The 18,654-nt window shown below is 38.9% G+C and carries 18 protein-coding genes; 7 read left to right on the forward strand and 11 right to left on the reverse strand.

The features are described 5' to 3' along the window. Positions 1 to 7: 7 nt before the first annotated feature. On the reverse strand, positions 8 to 466 hold the full coding sequence (locus ACLHK8_RS04820; RefSeq protein ID WP_057775501.1) for a hypothetical protein: 459 nt from the start codon (positions 464 to 466) through the stop codon (positions 8 to 10). Between the two features lie 647 nt (positions 467 to 1,113). On the opposite strand from ACLHK8_RS04820, the gene ACLHK8_RS04825 reads away from it, so the two are divergent. From ACLHK8_RS04825 to ACLHK8_RS04835, 3 genes are all read left to right on the forward strand, one after another. Further along, positions 1,114 to 1,572: a universal stress protein gene (locus tag ACLHK8_RS04825; RefSeq protein WP_057775503.1), complete on the forward strand. Its 459-nt coding sequence runs from the start codon at positions 1,114 to 1,116 to the stop codon at positions 1,570 to 1,572. Between the two features lie 73 nt (positions 1,573 to 1,645). Next, on the forward strand, positions 1,646 to 2,536 hold the full coding sequence (locus tag ACLHK8_RS04830; protein WP_057775505.1) for an RluA family pseudouridine synthase: 891 nt from the start codon (positions 1,646 to 1,648) through the stop codon (positions 2,534 to 2,536). A gap of 24 nt (positions 2,537 to 2,560) precedes the next feature. After that, a complete protein-coding gene (locus ACLHK8_RS04835) occupies positions 2,561 to 3,307 on the forward strand; it encodes a nitroreductase family protein (RefSeq protein WP_323709059.1) in 747 nt (248 codons plus the stop codon). Positions 3,308 to 3,364: 57 nt separating this feature from the next. Here ACLHK8_RS04835 and ACLHK8_RS04840 read toward each other — a convergent pair whose 3' ends face one another. The 3 genes from ACLHK8_RS04840 to ACLHK8_RS04850 all read right to left on the reverse strand — a co-directional run bounded on the left by ACLHK8_RS04840 (position 3,365) and on the right by ACLHK8_RS04850 (position 7,591). Next, the gene (locus ACLHK8_RS04840) at positions 3,365 to 3,826 is read right to left on the reverse strand and encodes an AP2 domain-containing protein (RefSeq protein ID WP_057775509.1); all 462 of its coding nucleotides are present in this window, start codon (positions 3,824 to 3,826) and stop codon (positions 3,365 to 3,367) included. 167 nt (positions 3,827 to 3,993) lie between these two features. After that, positions 3,994 to 6,360 (reverse strand): phosphoketolase family protein, encoded by a 2,367-nt coding sequence (locus ACLHK8_RS04845; RefSeq protein WP_323709058.1) that lies wholly within the window; start codon positions 6,358 to 6,360, stop codon positions 3,994 to 3,996. A gap of 508 nt (positions 6,361 to 6,868) precedes the next feature. Beyond that, positions 6,869 to 7,591 (reverse strand): GntR family transcriptional regulator, encoded by a 723-nt coding sequence (locus ACLHK8_RS04850; RefSeq protein WP_057774522.1) that lies wholly within the window; start codon positions 7,589 to 7,591, stop codon positions 6,869 to 6,871. A gap of 122 nt (positions 7,592 to 7,713) precedes the next feature. On the opposite strand from ACLHK8_RS04850, the gene ybaK reads away from it, so the two are divergent. After that, the gene (gene ybaK, locus ACLHK8_RS04855) at positions 7,714 to 8,217 is read left to right on the forward strand and encodes a Cys-tRNA(Pro) deacylase (RefSeq protein ID WP_323707583.1); all 504 of its coding nucleotides are present in this window, start codon (positions 7,714 to 7,716) and stop codon (positions 8,215 to 8,217) included. A gap of 33 nt (positions 8,218 to 8,250) precedes the next feature. Here ybaK and ACLHK8_RS04860 read toward each other — a convergent pair whose 3' ends face one another. Continuing rightward, entirely contained in the window at positions 8,251 to 8,682 is a 432-nt protein-coding gene (locus tag ACLHK8_RS04860) for a MarR family winged helix-turn-helix transcriptional regulator (protein ID WP_323707567.1), read from the reverse strand. Positions 8,683 to 8,787: 105 nt separating this feature from the next. Between ACLHK8_RS04860 and ACLHK8_RS04865 the strand changes: the two genes are divergently transcribed. Then, complete coding sequence (locus tag ACLHK8_RS04865) at positions 8,788 to 10,143, forward strand: FAD-dependent oxidoreductase (RefSeq protein WP_057774516.1); 1,356 nt, start codon at positions 8,788 to 8,790, stop codon at positions 10,141 to 10,143. A gap of 69 nt (positions 10,144 to 10,212) precedes the next feature. Here the strand turns inward: ACLHK8_RS04865 and asp1 are convergent, their stop codons facing one another. The 4 genes from asp1 to ACLHK8_RS04885 all read right to left on the reverse strand — a co-directional run bounded on the left by asp1 (position 10,213) and on the right by ACLHK8_RS04885 (position 15,792). Next, on the reverse strand, positions 10,213 to 11,742 hold the full coding sequence (gene asp1, locus ACLHK8_RS04870; protein ID WP_057774513.1) for an accessory Sec system glycosyltransferase Asp1: 1,530 nt from the start codon (positions 11,740 to 11,742) through the stop codon (positions 10,213 to 10,215). Next, positions 11,743 to 13,302 (reverse strand): glycosyltransferase, encoded by a 1,560-nt coding sequence (locus ACLHK8_RS04875; protein ID WP_057774510.1) that lies wholly within the window; start codon positions 13,300 to 13,302, stop codon positions 11,743 to 11,745. 143 nt (positions 13,303 to 13,445) lie between these two features. Further along, positions 13,446 to 14,846 carry an aldehyde dehydrogenase family protein gene (locus ACLHK8_RS04880; protein ID WP_057774507.1) on the reverse strand — a complete coding sequence of 467 codons (1,401 nt, stop codon included), beginning with the start codon at positions 14,844 to 14,846 and terminating at the stop codon, positions 13,446 to 13,448. Between the two features lie 403 nt (positions 14,847 to 15,249). Further along, positions 15,250 to 15,792, reverse strand: coding sequence for a DUF1836 domain-containing protein (locus tag ACLHK8_RS04885; protein ID WP_057774504.1), 543 nt, complete (start codon positions 15,790 to 15,792; stop codon positions 15,250 to 15,252). A gap of 152 nt (positions 15,793 to 15,944) precedes the next feature. On the opposite strand from ACLHK8_RS04885, the gene ACLHK8_RS04890 reads away from it, so the two are divergent. Together ACLHK8_RS04890 and ACLHK8_RS04895 are read left to right on the forward strand one after the other, a co-directional pair. Further along, complete coding sequence (locus tag ACLHK8_RS04890; protein WP_057774501.1) at positions 15,945 to 16,280, forward strand: hypothetical protein; 336 nt, start codon at positions 15,945 to 15,947, stop codon at positions 16,278 to 16,280. Between the two features lie 9 nt (positions 16,281 to 16,289). Next, on the forward strand, positions 16,290 to 16,856 hold the full coding sequence (locus ACLHK8_RS04895) for a DUF5067 domain-containing protein (RefSeq protein ID WP_057774498.1): 567 nt from the start codon (positions 16,290 to 16,292) through the stop codon (positions 16,854 to 16,856). A gap of 196 nt (positions 16,857 to 17,052) precedes the next feature. Here ACLHK8_RS04895 and ACLHK8_RS04900 read toward each other — a convergent pair whose 3' ends face one another. After that, positions 17,053 to 17,997 carry an aldo/keto reductase gene (locus ACLHK8_RS04900; RefSeq protein ID WP_063696673.1) on the reverse strand — a complete coding sequence of 315 codons (945 nt, stop codon included), beginning with the start codon at positions 17,995 to 17,997 and terminating at the stop codon, positions 17,053 to 17,055. Between the two features lie 190 nt (positions 17,998 to 18,187). Then, positions 18,188 to 18,616 carry an Hsp20/alpha crystallin family protein gene (locus tag ACLHK8_RS04905; protein WP_057774491.1) on the reverse strand — a complete coding sequence of 143 codons (429 nt, stop codon included), beginning with the start codon at positions 18,614 to 18,616 and terminating at the stop codon, positions 18,188 to 18,190. Positions 18,617 to 18,654: the final 38 nt, after the last annotated feature.

Consider the following 18,654-nt stretch of genomic DNA (forward strand, 5'->3'; position numbering starts at 1 on the left):
GGCACCTTTACTCCTGTTTTGTTTTATCTGAATCTAGTTTTTCGAATTGCAATGCTAGCCAATCCGTAATATTTTTATACACATCCGCATCCCCAGCTAGAAAATTATCTACCGTGCCCATCAAATCAATTCTGAGGTGTGAAGCATTAATATCTTCTGCTTCAAAAATTGCATAGAGTTGAAGCTCATATTCTGTGTCGGCGTCTGTTAGTTGCTCAATCTTGTTTGGATAATTGTACGGTAGATTAATAATATTTGTTTGAAACTTGCACACAACGTCCTTTTTAATTGTGACAGTTGCTTCCACAGCAGTTGGATTCTTTAGGTTTTCTTGTAAATATCCAAAAACTGGTGTTAAGGCCATTTTTGGATCCTTTTTAAGTTTCGTGCTTGTAATCTTAAATGTCTCTCGTTCAATTTTTTCGTCTCGAATACTTTCTAGTAAATCACTTGGTTTAATTTTCATTTTTGCACCGTCCTAATATTGGTTAAAGCCTACTTACATAGTCTAACATCTCAATAAAAAGTTACAACTTACATTTATATTTCAATTGAACAAAAAAACACCGCGCTAATCGAAACTAGCCCGGTGCTTAAATATTAATGGCGGTATTTGTATCGCCATCATCTATATACACATATTGTAACCGTATTCTTTTGAAAAGTATAGTAATTAGTTCTGGTTAAACTACGAATTTTAAATAAATTGCCAGAATTTTCTGCTAAGCTTTAGGACAGCTCGGCAAATCAGAGAGATAAAAATAGACACGACTCACACTGCTTCGCCTTGCTGGTGGTTTTCATACAGAAAACCTCCTGTTCTTCGGTCGTTGTCGATTTTTGTGGCACAAACCAGCCGCAAAAAATCGCAGCGGGATGCGATCCTGCATCCGTCGCCTGCTCGGCAATTTTCTGCTAAAACTTAGGACAGCTCGGCAAATCAGAGAGATAAAAATAGACACGACTCACAGCGGGATGCGATCCCGCCTCCATCATGTCTATTTTTATCTCTCTAGCGATTTGCCTCACTCACTTTGAACTAAAACACTTACATTTCCTTCAAAAAATGATATAGTATTCATAGGAACCCATATGAAATGGAAGGTGAGCAACATGTTACAACAATATAAAAACATTTTAGCTCCAATCGATGGCTCAAAGGTTACAGACACCGTTTTGAAAAAGGCAATTGAAGTTGCCAAACGGAATGACACCCATCTTGATATTCTAAATGTTCTTGAAGTGAACCAATTCAGTGACACATATGGGGGTGCTGTTAGCGGCGACGTCATTTACAAGCTATCCGAAGACGTTCAAAAACGCTTAGCAGAGCTTAAAAAACAAGCTGAAGACGCTGGCGTAAAAGATGTTAGTGTCCACGTTCGTTTTGGTAACCCTAAACCAGTTATTGCTAACGAATTCCCCAAAGATCATCATAATGAACTTATTATGATTGGTTCAACTGGACTTAATGCTTTGGAACGCTTAATGGTTGGTTCAGTAGCTACATATGTGGGCCGAAACGCTATTTGCGATGTTTTAGTTGTAAAACCTGAAGCAGAAGCTAAGTAATTTTAGATTTTAAAACCTAAGGGCCTCACAAACACTGGTTTGCGATGGCCCTTTTGTATTGGAGTGATTTAAAATGAAGTGGACCTACAAACGCATTTTATCAGATGATTTTCAACCAACCGCTCTAAGACAACTTCTTCAAAAAAATTGGGCTCTTTCCAAAAAAGAAGTCCACTTTTTACGTATCGACAGAAGTGTCTTAGTAAATCATCGCTACCAATCGATGAACACGGTATTAGCGCCCCATGATCAAATTGAAATGACCTTTGATTCACAAAATTTTTCCACTCCAATTCCAAGCTTTTTACCCGATAGCACCGCTAATCTTCAAGTTTTGTTTGAAAACAACGATCTTCTTATCGCAAATAAGGCAACCGGCGTAAAAACGCATTCCAACCAACCAGGTGAAACCGGTAGTTTGATGAACCATCTGGCCGCCTATCTACAAAATACCGATAGCTATCCTTACAATGTGCATCGGCTAGATCAACAAACAAGCGGTGCTATTCTGGTAGTTAAGAACCCGGTTTTAATTCCTATCTATAATCGTTTTATTAAAACAAAGGTTGTGCATCGAACCTATCTTGCCGTTGTACAAGGTAAATTTCAGCACGCACACGGCATTATTTCACTGCCTATTGGTGAAACCTTGGCTGACAAGCGCAAACGTGTGGTGAACGGCACACAGGCCGCCATGGCTGTGACAGAATTTAAGGTTCTCAAAGAAACTGACCATCAGTCGTTAGTAGAAGTTCAATTACAAACCGGGCGCACCCACCAAATTCGTGTGCACTTTGCGAGCTTAGGACACCCAATTATTGGCGATCCGTTGTATAATCCTAAGTATCACTCTGGTGAACGATTGGCTTTACACTCTTGGAAAATCGAATTTCCACTTCCTTTTTCAAACGAAACTAAATGCGTAACCGCTCCGATTCCTGATTATTTCCAGTTTGAAAAATAGTTTTATAGAAAGAAGATTCTGACTTTGGAAAATAACAAAACCTTACATTTACTGACGCACCACCGATCCATTCGCCATTTTAAAAACCAAGCCTTATCTGCAGACGTTATTCACACTTTATTAGAGGCGGCACAACGAACTTCTTCAAGTATGTTTATGCAACAATTTAGCGTCATAAGTGTAACTGATGCTAATTTAAAGAAACAACTTGCCGACATTACAACTTATCCTTTCACAAAAAGTAGTGGCCACCTCTTTGTCATGGTTGCCGATCAGCGTCGAAACGAATTTATCGGTCAAGAAGCCGATACCGATACGCACTTACTTCATGATGGTGACCGAAGCCTTGCTGCATTTGATGATGCCGCTCTGGCTGGTCAAAGTATTGTGACTGCTGCAGAAAGTATGGGACTTGGCGCAGTCATTCTAGGTAGCATTTTAAATGATGCCCAACAAGTAATTGACCTCCTTCATCTCCCAAAATTAACTTTTCCAGTATTCGGAATTGCGATTGGTTATCCAGATGAAAAGCCTAATTTAAAACCCAGATTGCCGTTAGAAGCTGTCCACTTTGATAATTACTATCAAGATCCAGACAAAAAAACGCTTGATGCTTACGATCAGACCATCGAAAAATACTATGCGCAACGCGGGACTAATAATCGTGTTGAAACCTATCGTCATCATATTTTGCATGACATGCAGGTCAGCCCCCAAAAACGGTCACAGATATTAATAGTCTTAAAACAACAAGGATTTTTTGAAAATTAATTGTCTTCAAAAAAGGGTGAAAATCAAAATTGATTTTCACCCTTTAACTATCTATGATTACCGATTCTTTCCATAATATTTAAGTTCTGCTTTTTTTCGGGCCGCAACTGCATCATCAAAGTCTTTAAAACTCTTGGCAAGCACATATTTATAATTAATCATCAAATGCGCAAACCAAGTATCCGATGCCTTATCATATGACACACCAACCACTCCGGTTTTATTACGTTTTGTCAGATCTCGTGAAGTATAGTTAATACCGTCCTTGTCGGTAAGGTTATTTGCATTTCCCACATTTTTTTGGAACGCAGGGTTATGTTTGATGCTTTCACGAGAAGTTTCCCGTTTTAAACAACCGCAACTTCTTGTTTGCCCACAACGAAGGGAATAGCCATCAACCACAACTTGATTTCCGCAATCACATTGACATAACCACAGCGCGTTACCATTATTCGGATTAGAACCTGCCCTTTTTAATACCAGCAGCCGAGCAAACCTTTTTCCAAGCATTGGAACCATTATCATCATCGCCTTTAATTATTCGTTCAATATTAATATACGCATATTATGACACTAACCACGTAAAAAGTTCAATGATTTGAACGATTTTTTTGGTTTGATTATATTCTTTTCCAAAACAAAATGCACAACGTCGTATGATTAACGTTGTGCATTTTTATGATTTTTTATTTTAAATCTTTCCAAGTCCAATCTTTCACTTCAGGAAGATCGTCTCCGTGATCCCGGATATACTGATAATGTTCAGCCAATTTGTTATCCATCTTCTGAATAAAGTCAGCGCCACTTTCAGCAAACTCAGGAATTGCCATAATCGCTTCTTTTGATAAATTGAAACGATCAAGCTGGTTAACTACCCGAATATCAAATGGAGTGGTAATATCTCCGTTTTCACGATAGCCGTGCACATGCACATTGTGATTATGACGATCAAAGAATATGGACTTCACAAGATCTTCATAGCCGTGGAATGCAAAGATCACGGGTGTGTCTTTGGTAAAGTAATGATCAAATTCTTCATCAGAAAGTCCGCGTGGATTAACCTTTGGACTCTGTAACTTGAGTAAATCAATCACATTGATAAACCGGATTTTCAAATCTGGAAATTGATCATGCAAAATGTTGATAGCTGCTAAACTTTCCATATTAGGTTCTGTTCCGGCAGCCGCAAAAATGACATCTGGTTTGGCACCTTGATCCGTACTTGCCCAATCAATAATTCCAAGGCCATTTTTCGCTAATACTTCTGCTTCTTCAATTGAATAAAATTGAGGACGCAACTGCTTTGAAGTAACCAAAACATTGACTTTTTCACGGTCATTCATAATTAACGGGCTAACTGCCAACAATGAATTAGCATCTGCAGGCAAATATTCACGCACAAATTCTGGTTTCTTTTCCGCCATATGGGTCAAAATACCTGGATCTTGATGAGTGTAGCCATTATGATCTTGTTGGAAACTAGTCGATGTTGAAACCACGTTCAAAGATGGATAATCTTTCCGCCATTTCAACTCACTAGCTTTACGTAACCACTTGAAGTGTTGGGTCAACATAGAATCCACAACCCGTAAAAAGGCTTCGTAACTTGTGAAAATCCCATGACGACCAGTCAATGTATAACCTTCTAACCAGCCTTCAGCTTGATGCTCAGATAATTGAGCATCCAAAATCCGCCCAGCAGGTGCGAGATCTTCATCCCAATCTTTTTTGATAGGGTCGATCCACTGTCGGTCAGTTGTTTCAAACAATCCATAAAGTCGGTTAGACATGGTTTCATCTGGACCAAACATCCGGAAGTTCTCAGGATTCAATTTAACGACATCGCGTAAGTAATCAGACCAAACAATCATATCTTGTTTGACAGATTGGCCCCGTTTGCTGGTATCCACTGCGTAATCTCGAAAGTCAGGCAAACGTAAATCTTTTGGATCAACGCCCCCATTGGTAATTGGGTTGGCAGCCATCCGTTTGTCACCTTTTGGGGCAATCGCTGCAATTTCTGGTTTAAGTTTACCAGCGTCATCAAATAATTCTTCTGGTTTATAAGATTCCATCCAATCCAGAAGCGCATCAGCATGTTGCATGTCTGCTTGGTCAACTGGAATTGGAATTTGATGCGCACGGAAAGTTCCTTCAACGACCTTACCGTCCCATGTCTTTGGACCTGTCCAACCCTTTGGTGAACGGAAAATGATTAAAGGCCAACTTGGAAGAGATGGATCGTTATTTTCACGCGCATTCTTTTGAATCGCTTGGATCTGCTCAACAGCCGTGTCCATTGCTTTGGCCATTTCCGGATTCATCTTTTCAGCGTTATCGCCTTCAACAAAGATTGGACTCCAATTCAAGCCTTCAAAATACTGCTTAATTTTTTCATCTGACATCCGACTAAACAACGTTGGATTGCTTAGCTTATACCCATTAATATCAAGGATTGGCAAAACTGCCCCATCATTAATTGGATTAATAAACTTATTTGATTGCCATGATGTTGCCAGTGGACCAGTTTCAGCTTCACCATCGCCCACTACAACAGCCGCAATTTGATCAGGACTATCTAAAATTGCACCTACTCCATGAGATAGAGAATAGCCAAGTTCGCCACCTTCATGAATGGAACCTGGTGTTACAGGAGCGGCATGTGATGCCACACCACCAGGCCAAGAAAACTGTTTAAACAGCTTCTGCATCCCGGATTCATCCTGTGTAATTTCTGGATAAGTTTCAGTGTAACTACCGTCCAAATAAGAGTTTGAAACCATTACTTGACCACCATGACCAGGGCCTTCGATATAAAACATGTTTAAGTTGTACTTATTAATGACACGATTTAAATGAGCATAAATGTAATTTTGACCAGGAATTGTTCCCCAGTGTCCAATTGGATGAACCTTTACATCCTCATTTTTCAATGGACGTTTTAATAACGGATTATCTTTTAAATAAAGTTGCCCAACTGACAAGTAATTTGCAGCCTGCCAAAATTTATCAAGATTTTCAAAATATGATTTTGATGAATAATCAGTTGCCATTGTATTGCTCCTTTTCATGTATAAATGTCTATTTTGCTCTCGCAAAATCCTATATTCAAAACGGATGTCCATCCTCTCTACTCTGCTAAAGCAGTTAGTCGGACTGGCTCCTTTTCATGTATAAATGTCTATTTTGCTCTCGTAAAATCCTATATTCAAAACGGATGTCCATCCTCCCTACTCTGCTAAAGCAGTTAGTCGGATTGGCTCCTTTTCATATGCTAATGTCTATTCTGCCTCTCGCAAAACCTCACATTCAAAATGTTTAGTTTTTTTGAAGTTGTTACCGAATACAACATAATAATAACCCGATATTTCCTTGTGGTCAACTAATTTGAAAATTGATACGGTCCAATTTTTTAAAAATAAAAAAACTGTTGATTACACGTTACATGATGTAATCAACAGTTCAACTTTTATGCTTACAGTGCCGCGAAATTCTCACCTCATAACCCCACTCGTTGGTTATGATTCGTTCATCTGGCTAGATAAATTTATAGTAATTTTCCTATTTCAGCTCAACCACTGCATTATACTTCATATATTTATAATGCAATCGCATGTTTGATAACTCAAATGGCGTCCCATCATCCAAGAAAAAGATTCCAGACATGACCCCCACTGGCTCTTGGGGTGTCAAATGCAAAAGTTCTTGATCATCAGAGGTTGAAGGTTGGGCTTCAATTGACAAGAAAGATTTAGTGACCGTTTGATTCTTTTTATCTTCTAAATAATTAAAAATTGATTTTGAGACAATTGTTCGTGATAACTCAGGGACAATTTTAATGGGAATATACCCCGTCTCAATCATGACTGGTTGATCGTCCAACAACCGTAACCGCCGAATTTGATAAACAAAATCTTCTGCTTCCAAGAATAAATCTGTCTGCATTTCTTTTGTTGCCGGAATAACAGAAAAGTCCAGGACTTTGATGCTAGGTTTTCGCCCATCCGCACGCATACTGTCGGTTACCCCAAGATTGGAGCCCTCATATGTAAACAACGAGCGATTCTTTAAATAAAGTGGATTCACAAAAGTTCCGGAACCACGCTTTTTAAACACAATCCCTTCATCTGCTAATACACTTAACGCGCGTTTGATCGAACTACGACTCACACCATACTGGCTCGTCAACGTTCGTTCATCTGGTAACTTTTTAGCAGGAAATTCATTATTGAAGATTCGTTTTTCCAAATCTTTTAAAATTGTTTTATACAACAAATCAGCCAAATCATTCCCACCTTTCAGTTACCCGTTAATTTATACCTTTAAATTATAGCATACCCCAAAATTTCTCGGTTCCTCTTTTTTAAGCCACTATGCTAAAATGAATTTGCAGGAAGGTGAACAATATTTCTAAAAAAAGCAAAAAAAATAAAATTGATAAAACTCTAGTCGAAAAGATTCTTGATAAAGCTAATATGAAGTATGAACAATATATCTTCCCCACAAAACAGGAAGGTGACGTCGAACAACTGCAAGTCGACCATCTCGCTGAAGATGAACATCATATCTATAAGACGTTAGCCCTAACTGGCAACAAAACTGGTCCGCTTGTTGGCGTGCTGCCAATTGATGAACACCTTAGTTATAAAAAGTTGGCTAAGGTTTCTGGCAATAAAAAAGTTGGAATGATTCCGCTGAAAGAACTGGTTAAAACCACAGGCTATGAACACGGGGCCAACACACCAATCGGAATCTATGAATCTAAACATTTCCCAATCTATATTTCTGACATTGCGCAAAAACAAGGTGAGATTATTGTCTCCTCTGGAAAGATTGGCCGCTCTGTTAAAATTGATGCGCAAGATCTAAAAAAATTAGTCCATGGTACCTTCGCAGATTTAACTGAATAACAAAAATCCACTAACTGTGAAAGTTAGTGGATTTTATTTTACCTTGGCCTCAATTGTTGTCGTCCACTCATTCAAATTTGCGACCACCCTATCGCGTTGTTCAGCACTTCCAAACACGCGACAAGTTTCTTGATCCATTTTTGCTAAACACTGATACGCAATTTTAACCATTTGCTTGCCAGAATCAGTCAGGCTCAACGCTACTTTGCGCCACTGATAATCCCTAGCGACGTACCCTTTCTTTACCAGGCTGTCCACAAATCGGGACATGGTAGACGGTGAATAATCCATTAAATCCGCTAAATCATGAAGTAAAACGGTCTTTTTTTCATCAATTGCCATTAACACATAGCTATACGTGGGATTCATCCCCGTTGGTTGATAAACTTTTTTTGCAATTTTCTCCGTTTCTCGTGCCAAACGGTTCGACACAAAATACGTACACGACTCTAAAACTGATGCCATGCAATAACCTTCTCTCTACCAATCTAATCTGTTGACAAAAGTATACCAGCATTTTACTATGTATGTACAGTAATATGTATGTACATATTAAAGGAGGAATTATTCATGATTACAGCAAAAAATGTTTTTATCGGATTTGGTAAAGCTGCGAAAACGCTCGCTGGTGCCCTTGCCTCTCGAGGTGAATCGGTCATTATGATTGAAGCGTCCGACAAAATGTACGGCGGAACCTGTATTAACGTCGCCTGTATTCCAACTAAAACACTACTAACTAGTTCCCAAAATAATCAACTTGGCAATGCTCAAGAAAATTATACCCATGCTATTGTTAATAAAAATGATGTAACTGGCACGCTTCGTGAAAGTAATTTGCACAAAATTGCCGACAAATCAACCGTAACTGTTTTGAATGGCCGCGCTGAATTTGAAGCTCCCAAACAACTTAAAGTTACTTATCAAAATGGAAAAACTGATGAAATTTCAGGAGACCACATCTTTATCAACACGGGAAGCACGCCAATCTTACCTGATGTTCCTGGTTTACAACAAAGTACCTTTGTTAAAACTAGCGAATCCTTAATGGACCAGCGCCACCTTCCTAAACATCTTGTAATTATCGGGGGTGGTTACATCGGCTTGGAGTTTGCATCCATTTACGCAAACTTTGGATCACAAGTGACCATCATTGATGCAGGTAAAAAGTTTATGCCTCGCGATGAACGAGAACTTGCGCAAGAAGTCAAAAAGAACCTTGCTGAAAAGAACGTGCGTTTTGAATTCAATGCCCAAATTGCAAAAATCGAGGATAATGATGGCTTTGCCCAAATTTCATTTACACAGGGCGACCAGGCTAGGACCATTGATGCCGATACAATCTTAGTGGCGACGGGCCGAAAAGCTAATATTGCCAATTTGGGTTTGGATAAAGCCGGTATAGAAACTAACAACCACGGTGTCGTCGTCAATGATCATCTTCAGACTAATGTCAAAGACATCTGGGCAATGGGTGATGTTCGGGGTGGTGCCCAATTCACTTACATCTCCTTAGATGACTATCGCATTGTCCTAGATCAATTGGTCGGTGATGGTAAACGATCACTTAAAGAACAAAGCCTTGTGCCTCACGTGGTGTTCTTGGATACACCTGTCGCAACAATCGGAATGAACGAGGAACAGGCCAAAGAAGAAAATGTCGCCTATCTCAGCGGTAAAATTATGACAGCTTCAGTTCCCAAGGCTCACGTTATTGGGAACACAACCGGTTATCTTAAAGTGCTAGTTTCACCAGATAGCCATGAGATCTTAGGCGCAACTCTTTATTGTGTGGACGCTCAAGAATTGATCAACACGATTTCATTAGCCATGCATCAACACATCCCTTATGAAGTGCTTCGTGATCAAATTTATTCTCATCCAACTATGACCGAAGCGTTTAACGATCTGTTTGGGGCTGTTAAATAATCAAACTTAAGAAACTAAAAACGAGAGTAAGATCAGATTTAAATCTGATGCTACTCTCGTTTTTAATTTTTAATTATCATGTGTCAACAATAATTGCCAGTCAGCCAGGACATGTTCTTCTGAATACCGATCGCCAATTTCATAAGCTTTCTCACTATATTCAGCCAGTAAGTCCGGATCACTCAACAAATCAATCACGGCCCGGCTAAAGAGGAAGACGTCTTCATCGCCCTCTTCAATTAGGCGCCCATTTTGCTTATCATCGATGATTTCGCTTGGACCATAGTGACTTGCGTATGCAACTGCTGGAACCCCATGAGCCATGGCTTCCACCATCGCTAGTGGCATTGCATCAGAATGACTTGCACTAACAAACAACCCCGCCTGGTTATATACCGTTGTCAAATCGTAGACAAAGCCTTTGAAGTGGACTAGCTGATCAACCTTTAAATCCTGCGCAAGCTTCTTAAAGGCGTTGACATCCTCTTCGCTACCATAACCATACAAGTCCAAAGTGACATCAGGAATCTTTTGACTAATAATTTGAACCGCGCGAATTAACCGCTCAATCTGCTTATCAGGCGTCAAACGCCCTACATACAATAAACGATCTTGTACTCGATTTCGGTACAAAACATGTGGTTCATTTCGGGTTTCATTAAGAACAACCGCTCCAGGAATAACATAGATTGGCGTTTTGGGATGATTCAAACGTTTACCTAAGTCACGTTTTTGCGCTTGAGTCATGACAATAATGCCATCTAATTCATCAATTCGGGGACCAAACACGGTTGTGTATGCAGGATCAAAATTGCTATGGACCTGATCATTTGGATCCACACCATGCACAATTGGTAGAGAAACATATTTATGTGCCAACGTCACCATATTCATCATTGGCATGTTTGTCTGGGCTGGTCGATCCGCAATAAAGGTCTGGTGACTCCCATCACGACGATTTAACTCATCTAAAAAGAACGTGAATAGTTCCTCTAAATTATCAAAATTATGGTCTTCACCTTTATAATCAACTAGTTTCAATAAAGAATTTACAGGATTTCCGTTCACATCATTCATGTAATATGACTCGTAAACGCGTTTTCCTTCGGGTGTAAATAAAAATTCGGCTGCCGGAGCTCCCGTCGGCGTGAAGTACTTATCCATCGACTTAAACCCACGCCAATCATAATACTCTGTTTTGGCAACATTCATATAGGCATCAAAATAATTCACATACGAAACGCGGCCAAAGGTGCCACTGGCAAAATGAACATCGGCCACCACGCGATCACCATCAGTTACGCGACTAAAATCGGCCCCTTGATCAATTTCGTAACTTTTTGGCAAATTTAAATCAATCGTTTTGAGGACTTTTGGTGTTTCAACATGTTCTGCATGCTGGAAATAGTCAAACATGTTGACCATGTCATCCGCTTCTAAACCCAGAGTCTGCATATTACGATGCAATTCCTGATTGTAATCTCGGGTTACAATTTTGGCTGGGACATGATTATTTTTGAGCAGTTTAATCCGATTAATTTCAGCATATTCTAGACCAGAGTTTAAAGCCATCAAATACTCATTTAAAAAATAAATCATCTACTCCACCGTCCCTTTCGTTTGAATTTGATCAAAAAATTGATCGGCATTATCAACCACCTGCTGCCATGCTTTCCAAATGGCTGCTTCACTGTAACGTTCACGGCTTACATAGGCGTGATTACTATATTCCTGAAGTTTCTTTTGATCACCCATAAGCGCAATTAGCGCCTGGGCAAAGCTCTTATAATCACCTTGTTTAACTAATGTTCCGCTAAAACCATCTTCGATAATGTCAGATGGTCCATAAGGAATATCGTAGGAAACAACTGGTAACCCATGAGATTGGGCTTCCAAGACTGCCAACGCAAATCCTTCAACATTACTGGTCAACGTTGATACCTGCGCGTGATCCATCACGTCGCCAATATTTGGCGTATAGCCTTTAAACTGCACGACTTTTTCAAGGCTTAAATCTTGAACTAGTTGTTTTAATCCTTTATCTGTTTTTCCATCCCCATATCCCCAGAGATCCAGTGTAGTTTGGGGTAATTGTTTATGCACAATCGCAAAAGCTTTGATGAGATGATCCAAACGTTTTTCCGGAAACAGACGCGCAACCACAATAATTTTCCCTGGTGTCCGATCACTGAAGGCTACCTGTGGTTTTTGCATCAACTCATTTGTCACAATTCCAACTGGAACGGTGTAAATTGCCGTTTGTTTGGAATCAAAACGTAATTTAACATCTTTGGTTTGCCGATCTGTAGAATCAATTACCGCATTCCATTCTGCAAAATTGTTTAAGGAGAATTCAAAATTATTATTTAAGACACGATCCATGGGGTCATTTGCGTCAGCGGTATGGGCATTATGCAAAAACAACGCCTTGTAGGCTGGAGTTTTCATATGTAATAAAGCCCACTCAGTTTCAACTGCTCGGTCAGAAGTAAAGACATTTTTGCCGTTGTCGACTTTGTTTAATTGATCGAAGAAAAATCGTTGTAACCCTCGTAACCCTGTAAATTCGTAATCTTGTCCGTGAAAATCTACCACGCGCAACAATGAATTCACAATTTTACCTTGGCCATCTTTAAAATAGAAGGATTCATAAACCAATTTGCCTTCAGGAGAGAAGATTTGTTCATTACTAACCCCTCCTTGAGGATTATGAATTTCTGCAATCGATAAAAAGCCACGATGATCATAGCGCTCGCGACGCAATAAGTTACCCGCGTAGTCATAATAATTGACTGCCTGCACTTGTGAATCATGTTCGCCCCAAACTTCGATCCGAACGGCCAACCGATTCTTAATATCTTTGGCCACAAAGTAATCTTTTTCAGCCTTTAGCTTACAACCGTGGGGCAATTTAATATCACGTGGTTTAACCTGTTTTGGCTTAAAATTTCCCGATCCTTGTAGGAATTCAAATAAATTTACATGGTTTTTTTCGTCGATTCCTGCGACTTTCAGATTATGATGTAAATCCACTTCAAAATTACGGGTCACAATTTTATTTGCAACCTTATAATTGTTAAATAAATTTACCCGTTTTATTTGGGCATGTTCAATGCCAGATTTATTTAAAGGAATGGTCGTATTCAAAAAATAATACATAAAATCCCACCTTTTTCTCAAATTTAAGTTACTGATACAATTATAACAGAAAGCGTTATCTACGTTTAGAAAAATAACGCGATCACTAATTTCAAAGAGCTAATTGAAATTAATGATCGCGTTATTTTACTCAACACATTTATTTAGAAATCCAAACTTTCATGGCGAAGTTTTGGTAAACGTTTTGCGACTGTCTTGATATTCAAGAGATCCCAATCCTCTAAGTTATGTGAAAGGGAGTTTTTACCCCATGATCCACAGCCCAAAGTTAGAGAAGGCGTCACATTATTATATTTGTAGCCAATTGCACCTTGTGAAGTTGGGGTATTAATTAAGATTCGGCAAGCGTCCATTTCTAAGGCAAAACGGTTAATCAAGTCATCATCTTTTGTGTGCAAGCCAACTGTATGACCAAGGCCACCAAGATTCAATCCCCGTTTCATTAAATGAACAGCATCATCTTGGTCTTTAGCCTTAACCATTGTCAAAACTGGAGACAACTTTTCGTGAGAAAGAATATATTCTCCACCGAGTCCATCCATTTCAGCAACCAAGAACTTAGCATCTTCAGGACAATCCTCAATCCCAGCCCACGTTGCAATACTGTATGCAGATTGACCGGCCACTTTAGGATTAACTGATTCTTTTTCCCGATTCATGACTGTTGACTCAAAGTTTTCCATATCAGCGTCTTTAACGAAGTAAGCACCTTGATCCTTCAAACCTTTTTTAACTTCATCATAAACTTCGGCATCAACGACCATATTAGATTCAGATGCACAAATCATCCCATTGTCAAAAGTTTTTGATAAGACGATATCATCAATTGTTTGTTTGAGATCAGCTGATTTCTCAACGTACACTGGAACGTTACCAGGGCCAACTCCAAGAGCTGGTTTACCGGTAGAATATGCGGATTTAACCATCCCAGCACCACCAGTTGCGACAACGGTTGCGACACCATCATGGTTCATTAAATCTGTTGTTGCTGCCATGCTAGGTTTTGTAATCCACTGGACACAGTTCTCTGGGGCACCAGCTTTTACAGCTGCCTCAGCCATAACCCGACCAGTTTCCACACACGTTTTTTGTGCAAATGGATGGAAGGCAAAAATAATTGGATTCCGAGTTTTAATTGCTAACAAGGCATTGTGAAAAGCTGTTGAACTAGGATTTGTTACGGGAGTTGCACTCGCAATCACACCAACTGGCTCAGCAACCTTCATGATTCCTGTTTCTTTATCATCGCTAATAATTCCAACTGTGCGATCATTTTTAATTGAGTTGTAAATATCTTTTGTAGCGAATTGGTTTTTAATCACCTTATGTTCATAAACACCACGGCCAGTTTCATCGACTGCCATCTTGGCCAACTTCTGACGAGCATGATATCCTGCTTCTGCCATTGCATGCACAATCTTGTCGATCTGTTCCTGATCCATGACACTGAGACGATCTAAAGCAATATGAGCTTTTTTAACAAGATCATTGACCATTACTTGTGGTTCATCAATTTCCTTCTTATTATCCAAATCTTTAATCATATTATTATTCTTCCTCTCAGAATGAGTATGTTATTCGCTTCACAAGTTTCATTGTAGCTTTCAACTATTCGTTTGTAAATACGTATTGTTTACATAATATGAAATTGATAGAAACCATTGTTCATCACGATATACTTAAGGTTTCGCCTTGTGAAAATTATGAAATTACCGAATGCTTTCAGATAAAGAGTTTGTGAAACAGAACACAAAAAGTAATCGCTTTCTTCACAAACTATTTACGGATTGGTTGATTTAAGTGTTTTGAGAAACCTATCTAATTATTAAGTGGACCGTTCCACTTTTTAAAGAATCATTCAATAAACAAAAAATTCCACAAAAATACATCTACTACGGAATTTCTCCGTTTATAGTGCATTTATGTGGAACTAATTACTGATTTGTCTTACTTACTTTTTTTATTTAACGTCGTCGGCTTATGTTCTGCCGATTTTTGTAATAATCTGATCAATTCACTGGTTTGCACTTGATCCACAATCATATTTGATGTGACCTGCATCAACTGTTCAGCTAAATTTTTGGCCACCATGGTTGTATGCTCCACACCGATTCTGGCAATCTTTTGGTTCACAATATCAATAAAACGATCATACGCCTGTTTTGGATAATCTGTTGCCGTAATGCGATCAATTCCGGAACGAATCACATTAATTGGATATGACTGTTTTAATAAAGTAATCAATAAAATGTCTGCCACTTGCATAACCTGGTACTTCTTTTTCGTAGGGGCAACCACGGCTTTTTGTTTCACATAGTTATTAATCATTGTCGAAGTTACAGGATCCATTCCTAATGGCCCGGTAAAACCGGTCAAAAGGGCAACTACTTGATCCATATACAAATCGAAGTTGGGTAATTCGTCCCAGTGAGGCAGCCTTACGTCTCTAACTGTTTTTAACCACCGATTATATGTTTCTAATTCATTCATTTCTTTTCACCTCATCCATAGATGTTACCGTCAGTATAACACGATCAGCTAGTTTTTATAACTAGATTGCCCATTTTTAGCCTATTTGCATGACGAAACTAAGGATAGTGTGCTATTCTTAGAAAAATACTAATGAATTGAGGCACTTTATTTTGTTTGAAATCACGAAGAAACGACGCGTAACCGATGAGGTTAAAGAAACTATTCCCCAACCCGTAATTGACGGAATTTGGAGAACACTTAAACAAATGCAGGCTGATGACTTAGTTGTTTCATCAGTGATTGCTTTTGTTTTCAGTGATGATTATACAGAAGACACCATTTATGTAATGGGCTTGCAAAACTCTGGTGATGTTGCTAAAGAATATGATCTTGCCTACAATGGAAACAAAGACTTTTTAGGTAAAGGGACAATTATCATCGTGAAAGATAAACCCAAAACTGTCAGCATGAGCATTAGCGCCTTGAACGACCAAACAAAGGAGTAACACACAATTTTGAAAAGCTTCAAAAAAATATTTTTAATTTTACTGATTGGTTTTGTAGCGAGTGGCGTAACTGCCTGTAGCGCTGGAAAGGCTTCAAATTCCGGGAAAACTAGCACTTCAAGCGCCAAAAAGACTAGTTCGGTCAAAAAAGTTGTGCAGAAAACAGCTACTTTGGCTGGGCAAACTTTTACAACCAAGCAAGGAACATTTTTAATTACCGAGAATCATGTCACGGCATCCGCTACCAAAAATAAACAAGTCTTAATTTTAAAATATACCTTCACCAATACCGGAAAATCTCAGCTCGTTCCATCGGACTGCTGGTATAAATATGTTAAGGCGACTCAAACCGTCAATGGTAAGCCTAAAACGCTTGAACAGGGATCCCTTCCCTTCTCAACGTCAGCAACCAATGATGATAATTTGGAAAATGCCTCGGTTAGTGAAATTAAACCTAACCACCATATCAAGGCTGAAGGTTCATGGCAGCTTGTGAAAAACGGCGCCCCCGTGAAGGTTAGTTTTTATGATACGCATCATCAATTGATCGGCACACGCCAATACAGTACTGATTAATTAGATTTTTAGAAGAATTCTGACTCAAACAATTGAAATTTGAGCTAGGATTCTTTTTTGGTCCATTATCTACTAAGATTTCTTAGGCCGGTTAAAAACAACAAAAGGTTCATAATAACCACGACTACTGCGGGAGTTTTCTCGCATACGTCGCACTTATTATGAACCTTTTTCGCGTTATTTTTACCCACTGGATTTAAGGCATATCATTTCCAGCTGCGTAGTAAATGTCGTACCACTCTTGGCCTGTCATTTCTACATCACTACCTGCCAATGATTCCTTAATATTTTGTGGATTCATTGAGCCCACTAATACTTGGAATTTAGCCGGATGACGCAAAATCCATGCTGTAGCAATAGCATTTTTTGTGACCCCATACTGATCAGCCAATTCTTGCATTTTTTTATTTAATTCAGGGAATTTAGGATTGTCAATAAATGGCCCATTGAAATTTCCCCATTGATATGGTGACCAAGCTTGGATCACGATATCATGAATTCGAGAATATTCGAGGAATTGCCCGTCATGATCAACACTATGGTCATCTTGCATGTTTGTATGCATCCCAAAATCAATCATGTTGCTGTGCATAATTCCAAACTGTAATTGATTAAACATCAGCTTTTGTGAAACTGCGCCTTGCAACATTTCAAATTGCATTGGATTGAAATTAGAAACACCAAAATGACGCACTTTACCAGCTGTTTGCAATTCATCAAAAGCTTCTGCAATCTCATTTGGTTCCATCAATGGGTCTGGACGATGAAGTAAAACGGAATCCAAATAATCCAGATTTAAGCTCTGCAACTCATGATTCACGGCATCAATAATATGTTGTTTAGAGAAATCGTAACGGTTTCCATAAGGCTTGCCTGAACCGTCATCATTGCCATTACGAATCCCAACCTTGGATTGAATCCATAAGTCATCACGATCTACGGATGATTTAGCTAAAGCATCACGGAAAACGAGATCTGATTTACCGCCTCCATAAATGTCCGCAGTATCAATAAAGTTTACACCGTTATCAACGGCTGTCTCAATTACTTTTTTTGCAGCGTCTGTATCCAACGCGTCCATTCGCATAATTCCTAAGGCTACGTTAGAAACCTTTTTGCCACCAATTGTAATTTGTTTCAAAATTATCACTCCTAAAATTATAGATTTAAGAAACTATCCAAGTTCCAGCTTAACACCTTTTTAGGCGAAACAAAATTAATTTGATATCGGTTACATAAAGAATTCAATTTATAAGCAGTTTTTGGCCCCATGATTACGCAAAAAAGCTGCGACAGTGTAGTCACAGCTTTTTAAAGAGTACCATTCAATTTTAGTTAATTTGAATTTGTTTGCCAGCTTCTAACTTTTCTTCACTCTTTGGCAATATTACTTTTAAAACGCCACCGTCATATGAAGCACTGATCTTTTCACGATCGATGTCTGGTAAATAAAATTGACGTGAAGTGTTACTGAAACTCCGTTCTTGACGAATCAAATTACCTTTTTCGTCTTTCTTTTCCTTTTCAACGTTATGCTTGCCTTCAATAGTCAACGTATCGTTGTCATAATTCAAAGAGATATTTTCCTTCTTGAAACCAGGTAGTTCTGCGGAAACTTCATAATTTTTATCGTTTTCACGGATGTCCGTCTTCATTGAGCTACCTTGAGTCATCGATTTGAAGAAATTCTTCCCAAAATTATCGAAAAAATCAAGTGGTGCAAAATCATCAAAATCTCTGTTTCTTAACTCGTTAGCCATAATTCAAGACTCCCTTTTAATATTATTTTTTGTACCTC

This window comes from Pediococcus sp. M21F004 (assembly GCF_051122535.1).
Classification (GTDB): Bacteria; Bacillota; Bacilli; order Lactobacillales; family Lactobacillaceae; genus Pediococcus; species Pediococcus inopinatus.

Excerpts from the sequence above, each read along its gene's own strand:
- ACLHK8_RS04820 (WP_057775501.1), bottom strand. The coding sequence starts at position 466 with ATGAAAATTAAACCAAGTGATTTACTAGAAAGTATTCGAGACGAAAAA.
- ACLHK8_RS04825 (WP_057775503.1), top strand. The coding sequence starts at position 1,114 with ATGTTACAACAATATAAAAACATTTTAGCTCCAATCGATGGCTCAAAG.
- ACLHK8_RS04830 (WP_057775505.1), top strand. The coding sequence starts at position 1,646 with ATGAAGTGGACCTACAAACGCATTTTATCAGATGATTTTCAACCAACC.
- ACLHK8_RS04840 (WP_057775509.1), bottom strand. The coding sequence starts at position 3,826 with ATGGTTCCAATGCTTGGAAAAAGGTTTGCTCGGCTGCTGGTATTAAAA.
- ACLHK8_RS04845 (WP_323709058.1), bottom strand. The coding sequence starts at position 6,360 with ATGGCAACTGATTATTCATCAAAATCATATTTTGAAAATCTTGATAAA.
- ACLHK8_RS04860 (WP_323707567.1), bottom strand. The coding sequence starts at position 8,682 with ATGGCATCAGTTTTAGAGTCGTGTACGTATTTTGTGTCGAACCGTTTG.
- ACLHK8_RS04865 (WP_057774516.1), top strand. The coding sequence starts at position 8,788 with ATGATTACAGCAAAAAATGTTTTTATCGGATTTGGTAAAGCTGCGAAA.
- asp1 (WP_057774513.1), bottom strand. The coding sequence starts at position 11,742 with ATGATTTATTTTTTAAATGAGTATTTGATGGCTTTAAACTCTGGTCTA.
- ACLHK8_RS04875 (WP_057774510.1), bottom strand. The coding sequence starts at position 13,302 with ATGTATTATTTTTTGAATACGACCATTCCTTTAAATAAATCTGGCATT.
- ACLHK8_RS04880 (WP_057774507.1), bottom strand. The coding sequence starts at position 14,846 with ATGATTAAAGATTTGGATAATAAGAAGGAAATTGATGAACCACAAGTA.
- ACLHK8_RS04885 (WP_057774504.1), bottom strand. The coding sequence starts at position 15,792 with ATGAATGAATTAGAAACATATAATCGGTGGTTAAAAACAGTTAGAGAC.
- ACLHK8_RS04905 (WP_057774491.1), bottom strand. The coding sequence starts at position 18,616 with ATGGCTAACGAGTTAAGAAACAGAGATTTTGATGATTTTGCACCACTT.